16 protein-coding genes are annotated in these 17,924 nt (G+C 63.9%); 3 read left to right on the forward strand and 13 right to left on the reverse strand.

Going from position 1 to position 17,924, the window contains the following annotated elements; genetic code table 11:
• Positions 1–71 precede the first annotated feature (71 nt).
• The 3 genes from EDF58_RS00970 to EDF58_RS00980 all read right to left on the reverse strand — a co-directional run bounded on the left by EDF58_RS00970 (position 72) and on the right by EDF58_RS00980 (position 1,438).
• Positions 72–305, reverse strand: a complete 234-nt coding sequence (locus EDF58_RS00970; protein ID WP_132261900.1) for a hypothetical protein — start codon at positions 303–305, stop codon at positions 72–74.
• Between the two features lie 73 nt (positions 306–378).
• Complete coding sequence (locus EDF58_RS00975) at positions 379–840, reverse strand: hypothetical protein (protein ID WP_132261902.1); 462 nt, start codon at positions 838–840, stop codon at positions 379–381.
• A 196-nt stretch (positions 841–1,036) separates the two neighbouring features.
• A complete protein-coding gene (locus tag EDF58_RS00980; RefSeq protein ID WP_165921308.1) occupies positions 1,037–1,438 on the reverse strand; it encodes a UrcA family protein in 402 nt (133 codons plus the stop codon).
• A 499-nt stretch (positions 1,439–1,937) separates the two neighbouring features.
• On the opposite strand from EDF58_RS00980, the gene uvrA reads away from it, so the two are divergent.
• Positions 1,938–4,847, forward strand: a complete 2,910-nt coding sequence (gene uvrA, locus EDF58_RS00985; RefSeq protein ID WP_132261906.1) for an excinuclease ABC subunit UvrA — start codon at positions 1,938–1,940, stop codon at positions 4,845–4,847.
• Between the two features lie 252 nt (positions 4,848–5,099).
• Here uvrA and EDF58_RS00990 read toward each other — a convergent pair whose 3' ends face one another.
• From EDF58_RS00990 to EDF58_RS01020, 7 genes are all read right to left on the reverse strand, one after another.
• Positions 5,100–6,440 (reverse strand): SIR2 family protein, encoded by a 1,341-nt coding sequence (locus EDF58_RS00990; protein ID WP_165921309.1) that lies wholly within the window; start codon positions 6,438–6,440, stop codon positions 5,100–5,102.
• A gap of 1,591 nt (positions 6,441–8,031) precedes the next feature.
• Entirely contained in the window at positions 8,032–8,577 is a 546-nt protein-coding gene (locus tag EDF58_RS00995; RefSeq protein WP_243654016.1) for a septal ring lytic transglycosylase RlpA family protein, read from the reverse strand.
• 127 nt (positions 8,578–8,704) lie between these two features.
• Positions 8,705–9,925 (reverse strand): argininosuccinate synthase, encoded by a 1,221-nt coding sequence (locus EDF58_RS01000; protein ID WP_132261912.1) that lies wholly within the window; start codon positions 9,923–9,925, stop codon positions 8,705–8,707.
• Between the two features lie 88 nt (positions 9,926–10,013).
• A complete protein-coding gene (locus EDF58_RS01005) occupies positions 10,014–11,261 on the reverse strand; it encodes a cyclopropane-fatty-acyl-phospholipid synthase family protein (RefSeq protein WP_132261914.1) in 1,248 nt (415 codons plus the stop codon).
• Between the two features lie 98 nt (positions 11,262–11,359).
• The gene (locus EDF58_RS01010) at positions 11,360–12,097 is read right to left on the reverse strand and encodes an SDR family oxidoreductase (protein WP_132264010.1); all 738 of its coding nucleotides are present in this window, start codon (positions 12,095–12,097) and stop codon (positions 11,360–11,362) included.
• Positions 12,098–12,322: 225 nt separating this feature from the next.
• Positions 12,323–13,108 carry a sulfotransferase family 2 domain-containing protein gene (locus EDF58_RS01015; RefSeq protein WP_132261916.1) on the reverse strand — a complete coding sequence of 262 codons (786 nt, stop codon included), beginning with the start codon at positions 13,106–13,108 and terminating at the stop codon, positions 12,323–12,325.
• Between the two features lie 121 nt (positions 13,109–13,229).
• Positions 13,230–13,562 carry a glycine zipper 2TM domain-containing protein gene (locus EDF58_RS01020; protein ID WP_132261918.1) on the reverse strand — a complete coding sequence of 111 codons (333 nt, stop codon included), beginning with the start codon at positions 13,560–13,562 and terminating at the stop codon, positions 13,230–13,232.
• Positions 13,563–13,831: 269 nt separating this feature from the next.
• Between EDF58_RS01020 and EDF58_RS01025 the strand changes: the two genes are divergently transcribed.
• A complete protein-coding gene (locus EDF58_RS01025) occupies positions 13,832–14,596 on the forward strand; it encodes a GGDEF domain-containing protein (protein ID WP_132261920.1) in 765 nt (254 codons plus the stop codon).
• A gap of 82 nt (positions 14,597–14,678) precedes the next feature.
• Here EDF58_RS01025 and EDF58_RS01030 read toward each other — a convergent pair whose 3' ends face one another.
• Positions 14,679–15,089 (reverse strand): glycine zipper 2TM domain-containing protein, encoded by a 411-nt coding sequence (locus tag EDF58_RS01030; RefSeq protein ID WP_132261922.1) that lies wholly within the window; start codon positions 15,087–15,089, stop codon positions 14,679–14,681.
• Positions 15,090–15,263: 174 nt separating this feature from the next.
• Here EDF58_RS01030 and EDF58_RS01035 point away from each other — a divergent pair, with 174 nt between their 5' ends.
• A complete protein-coding gene (locus EDF58_RS01035; protein ID WP_132261924.1) occupies positions 15,264–16,109 on the forward strand; it encodes a PhzF family phenazine biosynthesis protein in 846 nt (281 codons plus the stop codon).
• A gap of 40 nt (positions 16,110–16,149) precedes the next feature.
• Here EDF58_RS01035 and EDF58_RS01040 read toward each other — a convergent pair whose 3' ends face one another.
• Together EDF58_RS01040 and EDF58_RS01045 are read right to left on the reverse strand one after the other, a co-directional pair.
• Positions 16,150–17,322 carry a MaoC family dehydratase N-terminal domain-containing protein gene (locus EDF58_RS01040; protein WP_132261926.1) on the reverse strand — a complete coding sequence of 391 codons (1,173 nt, stop codon included), beginning with the start codon at positions 17,320–17,322 and terminating at the stop codon, positions 16,150–16,152.
• Positions 17,323–17,371: 49 nt separating this feature from the next.
• Entirely contained in the window at positions 17,372–17,887 is a 516-nt protein-coding gene (locus tag EDF58_RS01045) for a nitroreductase/quinone reductase family protein (RefSeq protein WP_132261928.1), read from the reverse strand.
• Positions 17,888–17,924 lie beyond the last annotated feature (37 nt).

The following is a 17,924-nucleotide window of genomic DNA, read 5'->3' on the forward strand; positions in this document are numbered from 1 at the left end:
TTCAACCCGCCGAAGGGCTCGCCCGGAACGCCGGTCCAGCGAAGATCGCCCTGGCTTACGGAATTGCAGGATCAGGTGCCGGAGACATAACCGTCCCGCGCAAAGTGCAGGGGGGCGGCAGTGCGCGCGCCCTTGCCCCCGTTCGTGCGGCGGGGGACGCGGTGCCCCTGCAATTCGTGCAAGGCCCAAGGCTGGCCAGTCAGCCGCGGTGCCTCGCCTGCCTCCGCGCTGCCGATCCGGTGCGCGGCGATGTCGGGCGAGCATCCACAAAGGAGCAGGGCAAGAATCAGGGCCGGTCTGGTCATGTTTCCGGAAAGCCACGGAAAGATGACGGCACGGCGACCGAAACGGTGTTTCGGTGCCGGTCCCTGATATGTGTCAGCGCTCGCAGCGCGAATAGTCGCCCGCGCGGCAGGCTGAGACGTCGCGGCGCCACTGCGCCAGATCCGCCTCGTAGTCGCGGCGGGCCTGGGCATAAGCGCGCGAAGGGCTGGAAGAGGCCGGGCGTTCGTCCCGGCGCGCATAAGGCTCGCCGTCCTCGTCGCCGGCATAGTCGCCGCGTGCATATTGCCCGGTCGCCTCGTCTTCCTGCTCGTCCCCGCCGCCCTGGCGCGCACGATAGGCTTTCCAGCCGGAAGCGTATTGCGCATCGCGCTTGCGCACATAGTCCAGCTGGTCACGATTGAGCTTGCGGATGATCGCGGCGTCGCGGGCAATGTCCTCGGCGCTCATGCGGTCATTGGGATCGTCGGCCCGCGCGGTACCGGAAAAGCCCGGCGCACAAAGCGCCAGCGTGCCCAGCGCCAGCAGGATACGCGTACCCGTCTTGCGGCCCCTCATTGTTCTCGTCTCCGTCCCTGGATGATCCTGGCGATCCCTGGCGAGGCGCGGGGCCGGAGGCAATTCGATATGCGACGAGCGGCAGGCGTGCACGACGAGGCGCGCGAGGCGTGCGCCGGATGGCGGCAAAAAGAAGCCGCCGACAGGAACTTTCCCGTCGGCGGCTTCCTCGGCGGAGTCTGAGACTAAGGTGTGCCTACTTCCCCCGGCGCGCCACGACTGCGAGGCTGGGGGTGGCTGCCGCCAGCTGACCCTGGTTTTCGCGGGCGGCCATCCGCGTCGCCATCATTTCATCGCGGGCCGCAAAAGCCCGGTCGAGCGAGGCATCGCGGCAGTCGTGGACCGACGCCACTTCTTCAAGCTGATGGGTCAGCATCGGTCCGCAAACGGCGCGAACGGCAACTTCCAGCCGGGTATTGAGGGTATCGATACCCGCCTGGGTATCGAGGTTGAGGTCGCCGTAACGCACCTCACGATGCGGAACGTCGCGGAGCGAGCCGTCCTTGACGACCACGTCGGCAAGGGCCGGGGCGACAAGCCCCGAGGTCGCCACGAATAGCATGCCGATGGCGGCGAAAGCGGTGTGAATCCTGGTCATTGCATTCTCCTGTTGCTCAAGAGTGCAGATCTCCGCACGCAAGCCCCCACGGCCCGCGAAACGCGAACTGCAACGCGACCTCAATCGATGAGAAAAGTCGTTCCCAAACAACGGTAACGTCGCGGGGAGTGTGTCGACTCCATTGAACATGTATATACTTTAGTCTTGCCCCTTCGATCCCGCCTTGGCTTTTGAGCAATGTCTGGACATTTACTTGTATGTCTTGTTGACCATGCGGCAAAAGGTGAGTCGGTTATTATTACCGGGCAACTTCTCTATTACTCTTAACCTCGTCGCATTCAAGTCATCCATTGGGTCGGATCGTCGAACGGCATAGTTCGGCCGACGGATGACATCGCCGGCCGGGCGGCCGCCGCGATGCGCAGGGCAAACCGTTGCAATCCGGCAGCCGGTTCCCACATCAGGTCCCGTCCCTGCAGCAAAAGCTCTGGTCGCGGCTGCTTGCGCTTTGCGAACAAATCTGGAACACGTCACCTCCATGAGTCTCTCCCACATCACGGTGCGCGGTGCGCGCGAGCACAACCTCAAGGGCTTCGACATCGAGCTTCCGCGCGAGAAGCTGATCGTCATCACCGGGCTTTCGGGCTCGGGGAAATCCAGCCTCGCCTTCGACACGATCTATGCCGAGGGGCAGCGCCGCTATGTCGAGAGCCTCTCGGCCTATGCGCGCCAGTTCCTGGAGATGATGCAGAAGCCGGACGTCGAGCATATCGACGGCCTCAGCCCCGCCATCTCGATCGAGCAGAAGACCACCAGCCGCAACCCGCGCTCCACGGTGGCGACGGTGACGGAGATCTGGGATTACATGCGCCTGCTCTGGGCGCGCGTGGGCATTCCCTATTCGCCCGCCACGGGCCTGCCGATCGAGGCCCAGACCGTCTCCAACATGGTCGACCGGGTGATGGAACTGCCCGAGGGCACCCGCGCCTACCTGCTCGCCCCGGTCGTGCGTGGCCGCAAGGGCGAGTACCGCAAGGAATTGGCCGAGTGGCAGAAGGCCGGCTACACCCGCGTCCGCATCGACGGCGAACTCTACGCCATCGAAGACGCCCCCGCGCTCGACAAGAAGTACAAGCACGACATCGAGGTCGTGGTGGACCGCATCGCGGTGAAGGACGGCATCCAGACCCGCCTTGCCGACAGCTTCGAACAGGCGCTGAAGCTGGCCGAAGGGCTCGCCTATATCGACCTTGCCGACGGCGTCGTGCCGGGCCGAGAGGACGAGGGGAAGGGCGCGAAGAAGACGCTCAAGGGCACCGGCCTGCCCGCCAACCGCATCGTCTTTTCCGAGAAGTTCGCCTGCCCGGTCAGCGGCTTCACCATCGAGGAGATCGAACCGCGCCTGTTCTCGTTCAACGCGCCGCAGGGTGCGTGCCCGGCCTGTGATGGCCTGGGCGAGAAGCTGCTGTTCGACCCGCAGCTGGTGGTGCCGAACGAGCATCTCAGCCTCAAGCAGGGCGCGATCGTGCCCTGGGCCAAGTCCAACCCGCCTTCGCCTTACTACATGCAGGTGCTCTCCAGCCTGGCCGCACACTTCGGGTTCGACCTGACCACGCCGTGGGACGCGCTCTCGCCCGAGGTGAAGATCGTCATTCTCTACGGCACCGCGGGCAAGGCCGTGCCGCTCACCTTCAAGGACGGGCGCAAGGAATACACCGTCAACAAGCCGTTCGAAGGCGTGATCGGCAACCTCAACCGCCGCATGATCCAGACGGACAGCGCCTGGATGCGCGAGGAGCTGTCCAAGTTCCAGACCGCGCAACCCTGCGAGACCTGCGAGGGCAAGCGCCTCAAGCCCGAGGCGCTCTCGGTCAAGATCGCCGGCAGCGACATCGCCGAGGCCGCGCGCCTTTCCGTGTCGGACGGCTTCGCGTGGTTCGGGGAGCTTGAGGGCAAGCTGACCAGCCAGCAGCAGCAGATCGCCAAGGCCATCCTCAAGGAAATCAACGAGCGCCTCGGCTTCCTTAACAACGTCGGGCTCGATTACCTCAACCTCGATCGCACCAGCGGCACCCTCTCGGGCGGCGAGAGCCAGCGCATCCGCCTGGCCAGCCAGATCGGCTCGGGGCTGTCGGGCGTGCTCTACGTGCTCGACGAACCCTCGATCGGCCTCCACCAGCGCGACAACGACATGCTGCTGGAAACGCTGAAGCGCCTGCGCGACCTCGGCAACACCGTGATCGTCGTCGAGCATGACGAAGACGCCATCCGCACCGCCGACCATATCGTCGACCTCGGTCCCGGCGCGGGCGTCCACGGCGGCGAAGTCGTGGCCGAGGGTACGCTCAAGCAAGTGCTCAAGAGCAAGAACAGCCTCACCGCCGCCTACCTCAACGGCACCCGCAAGATCGAGGTGCCGACCGAGCGCCGCAAGGGCAACGGCAAGAAGATCGTGGTCGAGAACGCCCGCGCCAACAACCTGCGGGGCGTCACGGCGGCGTTCCCGCTCGGCACGTTCTGCTGCGTCACCGGCGTCTCCGGTTCGGGCAAAAGCTCGCTCACCATCGACACCCTGCAGGCCGGCGCCTCGCGCCAGCTCAACGGCGCGCGCGTGGTGGCAGGCGCGCACGACCGCATCACCGGCCTCGAAAACTGCGACAAGGTCATCGAGATCGACCAGTCCCCGATCGGCCGCACCCCGCGCTCCAACCCCGCCACCTACACCGGCGCCTTCACCCAGATCCGCGACTGGTTCGCGGGCCTACCGGAATCCCAGGCGCGCGGCTACAAGGCCGGACGCTTCAGCTTCAACGTCAAGGGCGGCCGCTGCGAGGCGTGCCAGGGCGACGGCCTCATCAAGATCGAGATGCACTTCCTGCCCGACGTCTACGTCACCTGCGAGGAATGCCACGGCAAGCGCTACAACCGCGAAACGCTGGAAGTGAAGTTCAAGGGCCACTCCATCGCCGACGTGCTCGACATGACGATCGAGGACGCGGAAGAGTTCTTCAAGGCCGTGCCCCCTATCCGCGACAAGATGCACATGCTGAACGAAGTCGGCCTCGGCTACGTCAAGGTGGGCCAGCAGGCCACCACGCTGTCGGGCGGCGAGGCGCAGCGCGTCAAGCTCGCCAAGGAACTCGCCCGCCGCTCCACCGGGCAGACGCTCTACATCCTCGACGAGCCCACCACCGGCCTCCACTTCGAGGACGTGCGCAAGCTCCTCGAAGTGCTCCACCGCCTGGTCGAGCAGGGCAATTCGGTAGTGGTGATCGAGCACAACCTCGACGTCATCAAGACCGCCGACTGGATCATCGACATGGGCCCCGAAGGCGGCGTCCGCGGCGGCCAGGTGATCGCCGAAGGCACGCCGGAGGACATCGTCAAAGTGAAGGCGTCCTTCACCGGGCACTATCTGAAACCGCTGCTTTCCAGCTGGGCGAAATAGGCGCGCCGTCAGCAGTTGCACCGCCGGTAAACCCGTGGTCCCGGACTCGATCCGGGACCGCTGGCCTATTGAGCAGAACTGTCCGGCAGGCTCGATCTCTACTGCAGCCCCGCGAGGGGGCGCGCCGCTGTTTTTAATTAGAGCAAGCGGAGACGCGGAGGAGTGACGCAGAGCATCAAGAGAACGTAGGTGCGTGAAGACTAAAAGCCAACGAGGTGAACGCTGCGCCTTTGCTTGCTTCCGCATTGAGAATCACATTTTTAATTTAAATTTCTCATTATCTCGAACTTTCTTGAGTAAAGTTACTAGCTCTTCCGAATATTTTCTCGAAATTGAGCTGTCTTTCTTTCCAACCTTAATCGCGCAGTGATAGCGATTGTCGCTGGACTTTAGATCAATACCCGTAACGTCTTTTATTTTTTCGAGGAGTTTATTGGCTCCGTTCCAACTAGGGAACCCTAGCTTTTCTCCCACCGTTGACAAGGTGTAGGGATGTGATTTGTTGACGTCATCCGCTTGGGTAATGCCCAGTAGTGTAGGAAGCGCATCGTCCTTGTCGACAATACCTTCCAGTGTCTGATAATTCACTTCAATGTTGCCGCTGGGGATATCACTGCGGGTAAGTTTCATTGCACGGGCCGCCAAGGCTCTTACAAGCGCAGGGTTTACATCTTTCAATTCATGACGTGCCGTGAGGGCATTGAATACGTCGAGAAGTGAATTGGTTTGAAGGGCTTTTATTCGAAATTGGCGTCCGTCTACCGGTATCGCTATTTCGGTCTGGATTGCATCGCCGTCGATTTTTTCATCGTATATAACTTGCAGAACATTGCCGATTAATCCAGTTTCGTCAGCTACGATCGCGCCTATATCTTGGAGAACTGTCCTGACATTGGGGTCGGTGAGGCTGTATCCAAAGATAATGACAGGGTGTTCTGCAAAATATGTAAGAAGTTTTGCGGCGAAATATTTACTTTCCTTGTCCCATTTCTTATAATCATCTTTATTAATGATGATTGTTTCTGGATTTATGACGCTTCCGTGGATGTGGTATACCTCGCCGTAAGCGTTGAGGTTGTACCGCAAAACTTGTTTTCCAATGATGGCTTCGTATCCAGGGAGCAGCGCTTCAATCATCGTATCATAGTTGGTGGTAATGACAGCGTGCGGCCGAATGGCTTTGATAGCCTCATATTCTTCAGAATACTCCTCTCCTAGTTCATCAGGCGTAGATTCTAAGAGCATTTCAGAAAGAAGGTATTTTAAGAATATAGATTTGCTTGGGTGCGAAAATAGGTCTTCTGGAAATTCAGATTTTCCATCTTTCCATGCCCATTCAAATATCATTTCGCTAATGTCAGAACCGATATCTATGAGATTATTATCATTTTTTTGAGATAGATACTCATATGATGTAGAGTTCGTCGGAATTTTTGCTAGCATTGCGCGTAAAACGCCCTCCCAATCGGGAGTGCCGATGTACCTGCGAGCCATGCCTGAACCCATAAAAAGAACAGGTTGGCAATCGAAATTCTCAAGTAAGCTCTCAATCGTGCTGCTAACGCTATTCTCAACAATTTCCGCTTTTGACACAAACTCACCCCTCATTGCTTGAGAATAAAGTGTGTAGGAATGACCTTTGGTTCAAGACTTAATTTCAACATGTTAATAGGTGTGCCAAATTGGCTCAAATGGCGGAAAAGTTGAGTTTGAGCGGCAGTCGGAGGAAACGGTTAAGTTGACTGCTTTCCTACACACCCAGACATGCGATAAATGATCCGGTTCATCCCGGCGCGGCCGTGCCGGGGCTTTGGCTCCAATTCTGGGGGTGAACCATGTCCGACCCATCGAACTCTTCCTATCCCACTTCCGCCGGGCGGGGGTGGATACCGGCGTCTCGGGATATCGGGTTGCCGGGGGAGAGCTTTCCGCGCCTCCGGTGTGGGGGCGAGGGCGATCCCGGCGCTTGGGCGAATGATGACGCCCCGTTCGATGCTCTCGAGGAGCGCGCTCCAGATCGGCGGGGCGCGGCGGATACATTCGGGGAGCGCGAGGGCGATGGCCCTCGTACTTGTCCTTTTTCTGCCGGCTCCCCTTCAAGGCACTCCGCCTCGGCGACAGGCTCCGACAACGGGTGGACGCCCGCGCGGAAGGTGCGGTTTCTCGATCATCTCTCCGAGAAGGGCGACGTGCGGGCGGCGGCGGCGCGGGTGGGGATGTCGCGGCAGTCGGCTTACGTGCTCCGGCGGCGGGACCGGGTCTTCGGGCAGGGGTGGGGGGCGGCTCTGGCGCTGGCGCGGCGGCATGTCGAGGAAGTGCTGGCGACGCGGGCGCTCGATGGCGTCGAGGAGCCGGTGTTCTATCACGGCGAGCAGGTGGCGGTGCGGCGGCGGTTCGATACGCGGCTGCTCCTGGCGCATCTGGCGCGGCTCGACCGGGCGGCGGGGGCGGATGTCTCGGGCGAGGGGGTGGAGGATCTCGCCGGGCGGTTCGACGAGGTGCTGGCGCTGCTGGCGGGCGAGGCTCCGGAGGCGGACATGGTCTGCTCGGCCGATGCGGGTTCGCGGGCTCTGGCGGCGACGCGGCCGGCGTCGCGGCCCGATCCGGTCCTGCCGGTGGCGCGCGCGGTCTATGTCGATCGCATGGCCGAGCCTTATGCCGAGGCGGCTTACGAGGCGTGGCTGGGCGCGGTGGCGGCGGGCGAGGCCGGGCCGGAGGACGAGCCGGACGAGGGTTTGGCCGTCTGGCGGTCGCTGGCGGGGGCGGCGTGGGATGTCTGGCAGGACCGGGCTTTCGCGGCGGTCGATGCGGTGTGCGGCGTCTCGGGCGGCGAGGGCGCAGATGGCGAGCGCGACGGCGAGAGCGGGGGCGGGCAGGAGGGGCCGCTTGAGTTCAAGTCGCTGGATGGACGGCCGGGGGAAGGGGCCGGGGGCCAGGGCCGGGGGTGCGTTTTCGGTCTCTGGACCGTGTCAACCGTGTCAACCTCGGGCCGATACGGGGGGCCTGGGTGCGGGGCGGCGAAGAATGTTCGGCTGGTCCGGGAACCCGGCAGGCGGTACGATGTTATTGTGAGTGAAGGCCGGCGCGGTGCTTCCCCACCCCCTCCGTTACCGCGTCGGCCTACCCTTTTTCAGAGCGCCTGCGCTTCTTCGGAGCATTGGCTGGCGATACGGGCCGGGCGGGATCAGTCGTTGTCGGAGCCGTCGGAAAGAACGGCCAGCTCGACTTTGCCGGAACCCATGCGCGCGATGCCGATTTCCTTGGCGGCGGCCTCGGAGAGGTCGATCACGCGGTTGGAATGGAACGGGCCGCGGTCGTTGATGCGGACCATCACGGAGTCGCCGGTCATGGCGTTAGTGACGCGCAGCATAGTGCCGAAGGGCAGCGAGGGGTGTGCGGCGGTCAGTTCGTCCGGGTTGAAGCGCTCGCCGCTGGCGGTGCGGGCTCCCCGAAGCGAGTGGCCGTAGAAGCTGGCGGTGCCGCCGCGAATATCCTCGAATTCCTGCGTATCCTGCTCAAGCGACTGCGGAAGCGCGGCAACCGGAGCGGGCATGGCGGGGGCGGGGATGACGGCGGCAGAAGCCGGGGCCTCGGCCACCTTTGCGGGCGCCAGCTTCGACTCGGCAACCGCCGAGGAGGCCGGAGCTACCAGCATGGCAGCGGTGGCAAGAGCAAAGCCGATCCGAGCAATTCGGTGGGCTTTATGCGGTTGGTTGTGCTTCCCCGTCATGCGGAGGAGTCCTACAGGCAGTTCGTCGCCAAGGGGACCCATGCAAAAGCGGCCCGTCGCTCTTTCGCAACGGGCCGCCCTATGTCGTTAACGCATTGAAAGGATTCGGAAGGCCGAATCCCAGGTCTTACCTGGGGTCGCGCTGGGCCAGGAGACGGAGTCGCAGGGCGTTCAGCTTGATGAAGCCGGCGGCGTCCTTCTGGTCGTAGGCACCGGCATCGTCCTCGAACGTGACGTGGCGTTCGGAGTAGAGCGAGTCCGGCGACTTGCGGCCGACGACCGAGGCATTGCCCTTGTAGAGCTTGAGGCGAACGGTGCCGTTCACGCGCAGCTGCGAGTGATCGATGGCGGCCTGAAGCATCTCGCGCTCCGGTGCGAACCAGAAGCCGTTGTAGATGAGCTCTGCATACTTCGGCATCAGCTCATCCTTGAGGTGCGCGGCGCCGCGGTCGAGCGTGATCTGTTCGATGCCGCGATGGGCGCGGGCGTAGATCTCGCCGCCCGGCGTCTCGTACATGCCGCGCGACTTCATGCCGACGAAGCGGTTCTCGACCAGGTCGAGGCGGCCGATGCCGTGCTTGCGGCCCAGTTCGTTGAGCGCGGTGAGGAGTGAGGCGGGGCTCATCGCCACGCCGTTGAGAGCGACGCCGTCACCCTTCTCGAAGTCGATGGTGATGTATTCCGGCGCGTCCGGCGCGTCTTCCGGGTTGACGGTGCGCGAGTAGACGTAGTCCGGGGTTTCTTCCCACGGATCTTCCAGCACTTTGCCTTCGGACGAAGTGTGGAGGAGGTTCGCGTCGGTGGAGAAGGGGCTTTCGCCGCGCTTGTCCTTGGGGACGGGGATCTGGTGCTGCTCGGCCCAGGCGATCAGGGCGGTGCGGCTGGTCAGGTCCCACTCGCGCCAGGGGGCGATGACCTTGATGTTCGGGTCGAGGGCATAGGCCGAGAGTTCGAAGCGAACCTGGTCGTTGCCCTTGCCGGTCGCACCATGCGCAACCGCGTCGGCGCCGGTCGCGTGTGCGATCTCGATGAGGCGCTTGGAGATCAGCGGGCGAGCGATCGAGGTGCCGAGGAGATAGTCGCCTTCGTAACGGGCATTGGCGCGCATCATCGGGAATACGAAGTCGCGCACGAATTCCTCGCGCAGGTCGTCGATGTAGATGTTTTCGTCAGGCAGGCCCATCAGCTTGGCCTTGGCGCGCGCGGGTTCGAGTTCCTCGCCTTGGCCCAGGTCGGCCGTGAAGGTCACGACTTCGCAATTGTAGGTTACCTGAAGCCACTTCAGGATGACGCTGGTGTCGAGGCCGCCGGAGTAGGCGAGGACGACCTTCTTGATGCTGTCGGACATGGGCGCGGGCTCCGCAGAAAGGGCAGTGGATTCGGGACGCGCGCCTATCAGCACGCGCCCCTCTGCGCAATGAAGGAAAGGCCCGGGGCTATCCGGCGAGCAGTGCGGTTTCGTTCGCGGCGATGTAGTCCCGCGTGAGCGGCAGGGCGAGACGGCTGCGCGAATACTGGATCTGGTAATTGCACATGCCGCCGCTTTCGAAGGCCGCGGTGGCGCCCGCCAGGTAGAAGATCCACATTCGGTAGAAGCGCTCGTCCATCAGATTGACGATGGCTTCCTTGTTGGCGACGCAGCGCTTGTACCATTCGCGCAGGGTCAGCGCGTAATGCAGGCGCAGGTTCTCGACATCGGTGGCGATCAGGCGGAACTTCTCGCTGGCTGCCACGGTCTCGCTGAGCGCGGGGATGTAGCCGCCGGGGAAGATATACTTGCGCGTGAAGGCATCGGTCGCACCCGGGCCGCCCATGCGGCCGATGGTGTGCAGCAGCATGACGCCGTCGTCGGTGAGGAGGTTGCCGACGGCCTTGAAGAACTGGCTGAACTGTGCCTGCCCGACATGCTCGAACATGCCGACCGAGACGATCCGGTCGAACTTGGCGCCGCGTGCGGCCAGATCGCGGTAGTCGACGAGTTCGAAAGTGACCTTGTCCGCCACGCCGGCCTGTTCGGCACGTTCGCGGGCGAGGGCAAGCTGTTCCTCGCTGAGGGTAATGCCAAGTACCGAGACACCGGCGTGCTTTGCGAGGTAGATCGCCATCCCGCCCCAGCCGCAGCCGATGTCGAGCACCCGCTGGCCGGGTTCGAGCGCGAGCTTGGCGGCGATATGCGCCAGCTTCGCCGTCTGCGCCTGTTCGAGCGTAATGCCGGGCTCCGGCCAGTAGGCGCAGGAATACTGCATGTGCTCGATGTCGAGGAACAGGTTATAGAGATCGTTGCCGATGTCGTAGTGGTGAGCGATGTTCTTCTTGGCGCTCGCGGCCTTGTTGATGCCGTCAACCAGCGTGACGACTTTGCCCTTCAGCTTCTTGAACGGCGTATGTTCATGCAGTTCGCCGCCCTTGTCCCACTTCGCATTGGCACGGATCAGTTCGACCATCTCCATGATGTCGCCCTGTTCGATGACGAGCTGGCCATCCATGAAGGCTTCCGCTGCGCCAAGGCGGGGATCGGTGAGGATGCGCCGTTCGCCCTTCGCGTCGGTGAAGCGGATGCGGACTTCGGGAAAGCCGGGGGTGGGCGTGCCGAAGCGTTTGACGCTGCCATCGGGGCGGACGACCTCCAGGACACCCTTGCGGACGCCGCGCTGGAGGAAGTGATCAAGAATTCCCATTGCCATCAACCATTTGTGAAGGGCGCTCAGGCCCGGTGCAAGAGGGTTTCGCGTGCGATCTGCGCAAGCGAGGACGAGTCAGGTTCACGTCCGCCAGGTGTCTTTCACTGGCGGGCGAGGAAGAGGACATCGCGCGGCTGCGCGAGAAGGTGCTGGCCGGAATCGACATAGAGCGTCTCGCCGCTTTCCAGCCAGCCATCCGACAGGAACAGGGCCGCGGAAGCGACGTCCTCGGCCGTGGTCTTGCGGCCGAGCAGGTTCATGCGGTGCGAGACTTCGGCTTCGGCTTCGGTCTGGTCGTGGCTGGCGAGTATGGCGCCCGGCGCCAGGCCGTAGATCCTGTCCTCGGCCAGCGGGCGCGCCATCGACAGCATCGGGATCGTGGCGGCGAGCGCGTGCTTGCTCATCGTGTAGGAGAAGAAGTCCGGGTTCGGGTTGAGCAGCTTCTGGTCGGTGACGTGGATGACCCGCCGGCCGCCGGCGGCGCGCGCGCTGGCAAGGAAGGCCTGAGCCAGCCGGGCCGGCGTTCCCGCGTTCACGCGCATGGCCTTGTCGAAGGTGGCGGGATCGAGCGCCTGCGCCGTGTCGAGGTCGAACATTCCCGCGCAATTGACCAAAACGCGCCAGTCGGGAAAGCGGCTGGCGAGGTCCCGGATCATCGCAGGACCGGCGTCCCAGTCGTCCAGTTCGCAGCTGACCACTTCGGCGGAGGGCAATTGCGCGGCGAGCGCTTCGGCCTGGGCGCGCGAGTGGCCGTAGTGGATGACGACATGCCAGCCGGCCGCTCCGAACCTGCGGGCGATCGCGGCGCCGATTCGCTTGGCGCCGCCGGTGACCAGCATGGTCGGCCGCTCGCTCAACGAAGGGCCGCCGTCGTGACAGGTTGACACGGTTTACACGGTTCAGGCGAAGTTCCTGCGGCCCCCTCGACGGTCGGTCCGGTGCGGAGAAAGGCTGGACGGCAAGGGGGGGGCAGGCAGGCGATCATCGGCGTGCATAGGAGCACAGACTGGGCCTGTAGGAAAGGCTTGTGAGCGGTTCTGTACGTATCCGCTCTCCAAGACCCTTCAGCCCGCCAGCGAGGGAACCGGGGCGGGGGCGCGGCCGGCGGCGCGCTGCGGCGCCGCAATGCCCGTCACGGCCTGAAGGCGCAGGGCGAAATCCGCCTCGTAGAACCGGCATAGAAAGTCGAGTTGCCTTGCCGTGGGCCGTTCGCCCGTTTCGCCGCTGCGGTTCCACTCGGGCAGAGAGTCCAGTTCCTCGCGCCCCAACCGCCGACCGATTTCGCCGATCCGCTCATAGGGGATCAGTCGGTCCACCGCCGGACGGCCCCTGGCGTCGAGAAGATACCAGCTTTGGGGACGGAAGACGTGATCGACATCGAAAGGAGACCGCGCCGATGCGAGATGTTCGATGGCATCGTCGATGCTGCGGAAGCTGCCGTAGCGGCCGCGGAAGGGCTCGGAGATCGTGCGGTGGCGCGTCCCTCCCGCGCGGGCATAGCGGAAGGCGGACAGGAAGCGATCGACCGGATCGCGGACAAGCGCGAAGCTCGGCAGGGCCAGCAGATCGGGCGCGACCCTGGCGTAGTAGAGTGCGGAGCAATGCTTCATCTGGGCGCCGTAAAGGCGGTCGCAGATCGAAGTGCCGGCGTTCTTGGGAACGTGGATGAACAGGAGGCGGCTGGCGCGGATACGGTCGATCCGGCGGCGGCGTTTCCCGTCGATCCAGGGGCGTAGTCCGTGACGGCAAAGCCGTTCGGGAACGTCGCTGACCAGCTTTACGCCAAAGGTCGATGCGACGATGCGGTTGACGCCGGTGGTACCGGTAGTCCGTTCAAGCTCTGGTGCCATGTGGCGGGGGCTTAGGGCCTTGCCGTCGCCCTGCGATTTCGAAATATTTCAGTCGTGGCACCCGTGCGACGCGCCGTCCGGAGGGGCGGCGCGTCGTGGTTTTTCAGGGTTTAACGCCCTATCAGCGGCAGCGGGGGCGCGAGTTGTTGCGGTCGATCTGACGGCCGAGCAGGGCGCCGCCGGCAGCGCCGAGCACGGTACCGGTGGCGCGATCGCCGCGGGTGTCGATGGCGCGACCGGCCAGGGCGCCGGCAACGCCGCCGATCAGCAGGCCAGTGGTGCCGTTCGACTTCTTGCAGCGATAGCGGCCATCGTTGCCGCGCCAGTAGCGGACACCGTTGTCGGTGCGGTGATAGCGCGGGCCGTGATCGCGGGCCACGGCCACTTCGGTGACGGCGAAAGTGGCGGGGATGGTGAGAGCGGCCAGGGCGGCGGCTGCGATGGCTTTACGCATCTGAAATCCTTCTTTGTTGAATGTCTTGTACGACCGGCGTCCCGAATTCCATTGCGCGCCAGAACCTGCGATGAACATTATTGCACGCAGCGAGATACGCGCCGAAGCGAAGGCCGCGCGCGACGAACGGCTTAGGTACTGGTCAAGCCATTTCTCTCTCGCGGCTGGGCATGGAAAAAGTTAACCAACGTCAGCGCCAAATCAGCAAACTGTTAACTATCATGGTCTAACAAAGTTGCGGGGTTCAACGGGTTTGGGGTTTCGTTTTCATGAAGAGCCAGGGCTTGCGCAATGTCGCTGCCGGGACCGGCCTGTCAGTGGCTGCGACGTCGCTGCTGCTGCAGGTCGTGGCTCTGGTGCCTGGTTTCGCCATGCCGGTGCAGCTCGTCGTGCTGGGGGTGATGGTGGCGCTCGCCGTGTCCGCGCCGGTCTGCATCGTGCTCTTGCGGCAGCAGGCCCGGATCTCCGCGCTTCATGACGAACTGGCCCAGGCCTTCAGGCGGCTGGAGCGCACGGCGCGGGTGGACGGGATGACCGGCCTTACCAACCGCGACGTGTTCATCGAGATGACCCGCGACGCCATGGCGGACCGCGATGGCTGGCTGATCGTGGCGGACGTCGACCATTTCAAACAGATCAACGACGGGTTCGGCCACGGTGTGGGAGACCGCGTGCTGGTGGCGATCGGCGATGCCATCCAGTCCAACTTGCGCGCCGGCGATCTGTGCGGACGGCTTGGCGGAGAGGAATTCGGCCTGTTCCTGCAGGCCCGCAATGGCCGCGAGGCCCATGCCGCGGCAGAGCGCCTGCGCCGCACCGTGGCGGACTTGGCCGTCTCGACATTCGCGGGCGGCAAAGTCGTGCCCACGCTCAGTCTTGGCGTTTCGGCCACGCATGGGCTGTCTCTGCCGGAAGTCATGCGGCGGGCGGACGAGGCGCTGTACGATGCGAAGAGGCAGGGTCGCAATTGCACCGTTTCGGCGCCGGAACCGGCCATCGAGAACCATCTGAGGCTAGTCTCCATACAGGGCTGACTACCGCTGGATCCGTAAACGAAAAAGGCGCGCCGTCCGCAGGGACGGCGCGCCTTTTCGCGACAGAGCCGAGCGCGTCAGCTCAACGGCACTTCACGTCGCCCTTGTCGATCTGGCGACCGAGCAGGCCGCCGGCGACGCCGCCGATGATCGTGCCGAGCGTCTGGTCGCCATTGCCGGCAATCTCATGGCCGGCCAGCGCGCCGGCGCCAGCGCCGATGATCAGTCCGGTCGTGCCATTGTCGCGCTTGCAGTAGTAACGGCCGTCGCGGCCGCGCCAGGCGCGATCGTTGCGGCTCATGCGATGCGGTTCGCGGTAGCGGCCACGCGAATCGTAGCGATCGCGGTCGTTCCGGCCGCGGTTGTCATAACGGCCGTCGTGGCGGTCGCGGCTGTCATGACGATCGTCGTTGCGCCACATCTGGGCCGCCACGGGGGTGGCCATGGGCAGCACCAGGGCGGCCATGGTCAGCGCCATCAGGGTCTTCTTCATCGGGGTTTCCTTCCTGGAAATGCAATTCTGTAACGGCATAACGATCCGAATGGACCCTTGCTCCAAAACCCTGAATGAACCACGGGAAAAACCCTGAGAGCCGTTTCGGGCCACTTGTCGCTACAGAGCTGCAGGATTAGCGCCAAGTAGCCGGAAACAAGAAGGAAACGAAAGATGCAACTCGATCTGGTCGACGTTTTCGCGGCGGGTCCGCTCACGGGAAATCCGCTGGCGGTCGTGCATGGCGGCGAGGGGCTGGAGGCGGCGGACATGCTGCGGATCACGCGCTGGCTGGGCTTTTCGGAAACGACCTTCCTGTTGCCGCCCACCGATCCCGGCGCGGACTACCGGGTACGGATCTTCTACCCGGCCGGGGAACTGCCTTTTGCAGGCCATCCGACCCTGGGAACCGCCCATGCCTGGCTGTCGGCCGGCGGGGTGCCTAAGCAGGCCGGCACGATCGTGCAGGAATGCGGGATCGGCCTTGTCGATGTGCGGCAGGAAAGCGGGATGCTGGCGTTCCGCGCGCCGCCGCTGCTGCGATCCGGCGCGCTGGACCCGGCGGATCTTGCCGAGACGATCCGGCTGTGCGGCGTGAACGAGCGAGACGTCGTCGCCGGCGTCCACGCCGCAAACGGGCCGGGCTGGAAGGTGCTGCACATGGCTTCGGATGATGCGGTGCTTGCCGCGGAGCCGGCAGCGCGCGCGCCGCTGCATACCGATGTCGCCTTGCTCGGTCCGCGTGCGGCGGATGGCGGGCCCCAGTGGGAACTGCGTGCTTTCTTCGCGGATGCGAGTGGCCGCCTTTGCGAGGATCCGGTGACCGGCAGCCTCAATGCGGCCGTGGCGCAATATCTCTTCGCAGGCGGTCTGGCGAACGGGGCCTATGTCGCGGCGCAAGGGCGCATGACCGGCGCGGACGGATATGTCCATTGCCGCCAGGACACCGACGGCGCGATCTGGATCGCGGGCAAGGTGGCCACGGTATCGGCAGGCGGAGCGATGCCGCGCCCGTTCTGAGGCTGCGTCGTCCCGGATCGGATCCGGGATGACATTCGGTTCAGCCCGGTTTCTTGGGCAGGGCGACCTCGGCAGTGCCGGTGCACATGGTCTTGCCGTTCTGGTTGGTCATCAGGTGCTTGACGTGGACGAGGTGGCGCCCTTCCGCGTCGACCGATTTTTCGGTGACTTCGGCCGTCTGGATCGTCACGTCGCCGGTGAGCGCGGGGCCGCGGTAATTGGCGATGGAGTGGACGACCATGCCGTGTTCGCCCGCCCAGCCTGACAGGAAGTCCGTCACCCACGATCCCATCGAGGCGCCGTAGCCATAGCCGCGCGGCATGCCGATGCGGCGGGCATATTTGGGGAACAGGTGCCCGCGCGAGGGGCCGTAATAGGCGCCGTCGGTGAGGGCCGGGTTTATCAGCATCATGTCGGGGTCGTTCTCGTACCCGGCCATGTCGCGCGTGAAGCCCAGCGCTTCCAGATCGTTCTTGCGCAAGTTCATCGTCCCCCAGGTGTTGACGATATAGGCGCGCCATTCGGTGGCGAAGCTGGCGATCGAGTGCGGGCCGAAGACGCGTTCGGGAAGCTGGTCGCCCACGGCGACGTCATCCCACCAACGCTCCTTGTGGCCCAGCTCGTGGAGCATCTTCACCCACGCGAACTTTCGGTCCTCCAGCGCGGCGATGGCCTCGTCGGTCCATTCGGGTTCGTCGAATTCCTCGGTCTTCACCGAATCGCCGCCGGCATGGGCGAGATACCGGATCGCCGTGGAGCGCTGCCGGGCAATTTCCTCGCCCTTCTGGTTCGAATAGTTGTTGTCTCCCCGCTGGAAGCAGGTGGGGCCGAAGCCGGTTTCCTTGACCTTGTAGTCGAAGGGAACGCGGGTGTTGGTCACCACGTCCCCGGCCTCGATGCGCGGTCCGTAGAACCACCATTCGTCACCGCCGAACAGCAAGTGCGAATTGGGGATGCAGCCGACGCAGGCGGGAGCGGCGCCGTGGCCGTCGTCCGTGGCGATGGCGAAGCTCTGCGGCGCGACGAGGCGGCCCCAGCGGCTGGCTTCGAAGGTCGCGGGGTCGAAGTGCAGCAGGTTGGCGTAGTGCATGGCATGGACCCAGCGCCGGATGTCGTTGTTGGCGACAGGCTCGCGCATGGGCGAGAAGTCCATGGTCTTGCCGAGGTACTGGTCGATGTCGGTGAAGTCGATCGTGCCCGTGGTGGTGGTCATCGCTTTGGAAGTCCTGAAAATGTGGCCCTGGGGGTATGATTGGGGAGGGTCAGGTGGTGCGCGTGCCGGTGGCGTCCTCGGCCTTGAACACCGGGATTTCCGTGGCGGCCTTCATCAGCACCAGCGGGAGTACCCGCTCGGTGGAGGTCTGGTAGGCGGCGTAGAAGGGATGGCAGTCTACGAAGAAGTCCCAGACCTTCTGCCGTTCCGCACCTTCCGGTTCTCGCCAGGTGCCCTTGAAGGCCTGGGTAGCGATCTGGAATTCGACGTCCGGGCTGTCGACCAGGTTGAGGTACCACTGCGGATGGGTATCCGCTCCGCCCTTGGAGCCGCAGATCACCACTTCACCGCCGATATCGGCGTAGCAGAGCGGGGTGATGAAGACCTTGCCGCTCTTGCGCCCGACATACTTGACCAGGCAATGCGTCGCGAAGGCGCGGCCGCCGACCGGGGTGATGTCCATGATGTGGCCCTGCACGCCGCCTGACTGCAAATACATGTCGCGGTGCTCGGTTACCCAGTCACGCCGCACGGCACTGATTGCCGCTGCCGATTCGTCGCTCATGACGCGTGCCTCTCCTTGTTCGCGGCGCAGGATCGCG

It is taken from the genome of Novosphingobium sp. PhB57 (assembly GCF_004342985.1).
Lineage (GTDB): Bacteria > Pseudomonadota > Alphaproteobacteria > Sphingomonadales > Sphingomonadaceae > Novosphingobium.

Excerpts from the sequence above, each read along its gene's own strand:
- EDF58_RS00970 (WP_132261900.1), bottom strand. The coding sequence starts at position 305 with ATGACCAGACCGGCCCTGATTCTTGCCCTGCTCCTTTGTGGATGCTCG.
- EDF58_RS01005 (WP_132261914.1), bottom strand. The coding sequence starts at position 11,261 with ATGGCAATGGGAATTCTTGATCACTTCCTCCAGCGCGGCGTCCGCAAG.
- EDF58_RS01010 (WP_132264010.1), bottom strand. The coding sequence starts at position 12,097 with ATGCTGGTCACCGGCGGCGCCAAGCGAATCGGCGCCGCGATCGCCCGC.
- EDF58_RS01035 (WP_132261924.1), top strand. The coding sequence starts at position 15,264 with ATGCAACTCGATCTGGTCGACGTTTTCGCGGCGGGTCCGCTCACGGGA.
- EDF58_RS00995 (WP_243654016.1), bottom strand. The coding sequence starts at position 8,577 with ATGACGGGGAAGCACAACCAACCGCATAAAGCCCACCGAATTGCTCGG.
- EDF58_RS00980 (WP_165921308.1), bottom strand. The coding sequence starts at position 1,438 with ATGACCAGGATTCACACCGCTTTCGCCGCCATCGGCATGCTATTCGTG.
- uvrA (WP_132261906.1), top strand. The coding sequence starts at position 1,938 with ATGAGTCTCTCCCACATCACGGTGCGCGGTGCGCGCGAGCACAACCTC.
- EDF58_RS01020 (WP_132261918.1), bottom strand. The coding sequence starts at position 13,562 with ATGCGTAAAGCCATCGCAGCCGCCGCCCTGGCCGCTCTCACCATCCCC.
- EDF58_RS01040 (WP_132261926.1), bottom strand. The coding sequence starts at position 17,322 with ATGACCACCACCACGGGCACGATCGACTTCACCGACATCGACCAGTAC.
- EDF58_RS00975 (WP_132261902.1), bottom strand. The coding sequence starts at position 840 with ATGAGGGGCCGCAAGACGGGTACGCGTATCCTGCTGGCGCTGGGCACG.
- EDF58_RS01045 (WP_132261928.1), bottom strand. The coding sequence starts at position 17,887 with ATGAGCGACGAATCGGCAGCGGCAATCAGTGCCGTGCGGCGTGACTGG.
- EDF58_RS01000 (WP_132261912.1), bottom strand. The coding sequence starts at position 9,925 with ATGTCCGACAGCATCAAGAAGGTCGTCCTCGCCTACTCCGGCGGCCTC.
- EDF58_RS01025 (WP_132261920.1), top strand. The coding sequence starts at position 13,832 with ATGAAGAGCCAGGGCTTGCGCAATGTCGCTGCCGGGACCGGCCTGTCA.
- EDF58_RS01015 (WP_132261916.1), bottom strand. The coding sequence starts at position 13,108 with ATGGCACCAGAGCTTGAACGGACTACCGGTACCACCGGCGTCAACCGC.
- EDF58_RS01030 (WP_132261922.1), bottom strand. The coding sequence starts at position 15,089 with ATGAAGAAGACCCTGATGGCGCTGACCATGGCCGCCCTGGTGCTGCCC.